This is a genomic window from Cellvibrio sp., from assembly GCF_053579595.1.
Genome location: NZ_JBRFPI010000455.1, coordinates 1 through 3,294 on the forward strand (window position 1 = coordinate 1; position 3,294 = coordinate 3,294).

4 protein-coding genes are annotated in these 3,294 nt (G+C 52.8%); 1 reads left to right on the plus strand and 3 read right to left on the minus strand.

Annotated elements, in window-relative coordinates; genetic code table 11:
- The first annotated feature begins 4 nt into the window (after positions 1-4).
- Entirely contained in the window at positions 5-778 is a 774-nt protein-coding gene (gene hisF, locus ACWA6V_RS19565; RefSeq protein WP_449524068.1) for an imidazole glycerol phosphate synthase subunit HisF, read from the plus strand.
- A 76-nt stretch (positions 779-854) separates the two neighbouring features.
- Here hisF and ACWA6V_RS19570 read toward each other — a convergent pair whose 3' ends face one another.
- The 3 genes from ACWA6V_RS19570 to ACWA6V_RS19580 all read right to left on the minus strand — a co-directional run.
- Positions 855-1,079 (minus strand): DUF6316 family protein, encoded by a 225-nt coding sequence (locus ACWA6V_RS19570; RefSeq protein ID WP_449524065.1) that lies wholly within the window; start codon positions 1,077-1,079, stop codon positions 855-857.
- A gap of 169 nt (positions 1,080-1,248) precedes the next feature.
- Positions 1,249-2,118, minus strand: a complete 870-nt coding sequence (locus tag ACWA6V_RS19575) for a divergent polysaccharide deacetylase family protein (RefSeq protein WP_449524066.1) — start codon at positions 2,116-2,118, stop codon at positions 1,249-1,251.
- A 5-nt stretch (positions 2,119-2,123) separates the two neighbouring features.
- On the minus strand, positions 2,124-3,294 hold a 1,171-nt coding region (locus ACWA6V_RS19580; RefSeq protein WP_449524067.1), incomplete at its 5' end, for a S41 family peptidase.

Below are 3,294 nucleotides of genomic sequence, written 5' to 3' on the forward strand. Positions count from 1 at the left end.
GTTTATGGCACTTGCAAAAGGCATAATTGCCTGTCTTGATGTGGACAATGGCCGGGTGGTTAAAGGCGTGCAATTTCTGGATATCCGCGATGCGGGTGACCCGGTGGAAATCGCCAAGCGCTACAACCAGGAAGGGGCGGACGAGATCACTTTTCTCGATATCACTGCGACCCACGAAGGGCGCGCTACCACAGTGCACACGGTAGAGAAGATCGCGAGCGAAGTGTTTATCCCGCTTACGGTGGGCGGCGGTATCCGCACCGTGGATGATATCCGCACCATGCTTAACGCCGGCGCCGATAAAGTAGGTATCAATTCTGCTGCGGTAGTTAATCCCGATTTTGTTAAAGCAGCTTCAGATCGTTTTGGCGCCCAGTGCATAGTGGTGGCGATTGATGCCAAAAAAGTGAGCCTTGCAGGCGAAGAGCCACGTTGGGAGATTTTCACCCACGGTGGCCGCAAACCGACCGGAATCAATGCAGTGGAGTGGGCGATCAAAATGGCCGAATTTGGCGCGGGTGAAATCCTGCTGACCAGCATGGATGGCGACGGCACTAAAAAAGGCTATGACCTGGGTGTCACCCGTGCGATCAGCGATGCAGTGCCGGTACCGGTTATTGCTTCTGGCGGTGTGGGCAATCTGCAACATTTGGTGGACGGGGTGACCGAAGGGCGCGCCGATGCGGTGCTGGCGGCAAGTATCTTTCACTTCCGCGAATACACCGTGCCACAAGCCAAAGAATTTATGCGAGCCCAGGGGATTGAGGTGCGTTTGTAGGGACAGAATAGATTTTTGAAAAACGAAAAAGGGCGCTCACAGAGCGCCCTTTTTCGTGCCCGGCCTAAAGCGTACTTTAGGCCGCGCGGTACTGTTTCAGCATGTCCGACACTTTCGGTTCAGACGCTTGAATGAAGTCGATGAATTCCCCAACGCCAGTTTCAGCGTCGTCGCGGCTATCAAACGGCCCTATATCCACGCCTTCACGGGTGGTATAGTACCAGTAACCATCTTTTTGTAAATAACGCCCATGGCGTGAAGGTACCGAACCCTGTTCGCCTGCTCTGTTGGATGTAGCCATATAAGCCCCCTCGCTAGTGTTCCTGAAAATCGAATCCCTCACGGGTTGATCAATTATCACCCTCGCTGATTATAGACATCATTGATAAGTACCAGCTAGATTTAGTTGGTCTTGCAAAGTTGATTTTTAATAACCAAAAGTTTGTATTTTAAAATTAATGCGCCACTTTTCAGGGCTTGAAGACTAAATCGAGAGAAAATGGATCAATTGGTACCCAAATTCGCGGCCAAAGATTGATCGGGGGCGCTATACAGGCTGCATTGGCTTGCCTTTTTAATTGCTGGTATTTGCGACCGGGCGCCATCAGCTGTGATGTTTTGACCAGCTTTACCTGGTATCGATCCAAGAGTGGCTGCAGCCGCTCCAGTTCGGCGAGGGTTTCCGGGTAGGGGTGGCCTATTGCGATAGCTGAACCCTGTTGCTGTGCCAGTTTGAGCGCACGCAGCAACTGGTAGTGGATATTACTCCGGGTGCGTTCATCATCCAAAAAGACATCGCGTTTGCGGCTGGGCAGCTGGATTTCTTCGGCCATCATCAGTGCCAGGGTTTGGGCAGTGGTGCGGCTGTCGACAAAATATAATCCCTGCTGCTTAAGCTCTTCCATCAACCAGCGCATAGGTTCAGCCTGCTCGGTCAGCTGGCTGCCCATATGGTTGTTGAGGCCTTGAACGTTCGGGATACTAACGAGATTTTGGCGTAAAACCTTGAGAAATTCGGCTCGCTGCATACCGCTTACCAAGCCGCCACGGCCGAGCGGATAGTTGTGGCGATTACTCATGGGAGCATGCAGCATAATTTCTTTGCCGCGTTGATGGGCGCGTTGCGCCAGCTCGATACCATGAGGGGTAAAGGGTAAAACAGAAAGAGTAAAATCGCCTTGTAAATCGGCTGTGCGTTTACCGAGTGCGAGGTTGTACCCAATATCATCGATGATGATGGCAAGGCGGCCTTGGGCAAAGGCTGGCTGGCCGAGCCAAAAGGTCGCTATCAGCAGCCACAGTGAACCGAAAGCGAAGCGCTTGGCAACCACCGTCAGCACGCGGCTTATTCGTTGTCGCCTTCGGCGGGCAGTTCAGGTTGGACGACTATGTCCGGCGCTATGGGAGCTGCCTGTTCTGCCGACACGGCGGCGAGCGGGCTGTGCTGGATAAAAATATTCAGCCCCTTGAGCAGGTTCAATGCCTCGTGCAGCTGATTGTCCTCTTTGAGCAGTTCCGCACTGTTGATACGCTTGTTGGCGCGATCCTTACTGGTGCTCTCCTCACCCCCTTTGCTATTGCCGAGATGGCGTGCCAAGTCGGCCTCGGTAGTACCCAAGCCTTTTTGGATAGCGGTAATTTCCACGCGCTCTACATCCACATCCGGTTCAATACCCTGAGCCTGAATCGAACGGCCATTGGGGGTGTAATAGAGCGCCGTAGTGAGTTTGATCGCGCGATCATTACTGATGGGGATAACTGATTGCACCGAGCCTTTGCCAAAACTGCGTGTGCCCATAATTACGGCGCGCTTGTGGTCTTGCAGGGCGCCCGCGACGATCTCTGAAGCGGAAGCCGAGCCGTCATTGATCAACACGACGAGTGGCAGGTTATTGGTGATATCACCTGCTTCGGCGTTGTAGCCGATATTGCTGTTGTCGAGGCGACCCTGCGTATAAACCACCTGACCACCATCAAGGAAGGCATCCACTACTTCCACGGATGCCTGTAATACGCCGCCGGGGTTATTGCGCAAGTCGAGGATGACGCCTTTGGTATCGGGATTTTTCTTTAATTGCTCGCGCAATTTTTTGGCGACATCTTTGCCAGTATCCAGTTGGAACTGGGCGACGCGAATGTAGAAATAATCCTGCTCCAGAATACGCGTGCGCACGCTCTGCACTTTGATGATATCGCGCATCAATTCAAAATCGAGCGGCTGATCAACGCCCTCGCGCATCACAGTAATTTTGATTGGACTGTTTTTCGGGCCGCGCATTAAGTTCACAGCTTTATTCAAATCCATACCTTTGACAGGCTTATCGTCGATGCGGATCACCACATCGCCAGAGAGAATCCCCGCTTTGGCGGACGGACTGTCATCGATGGGTGTAATGACTTTGACAAAACCTTCGTCGATACTGACCTCTAATCCGATCCCGCCGAATTCACCCGAGGTGCTGGCTTGCAGATCCGCAAAGGCTTCTTTATCAAGATAGGCAGAGTGGGGGTCGAGC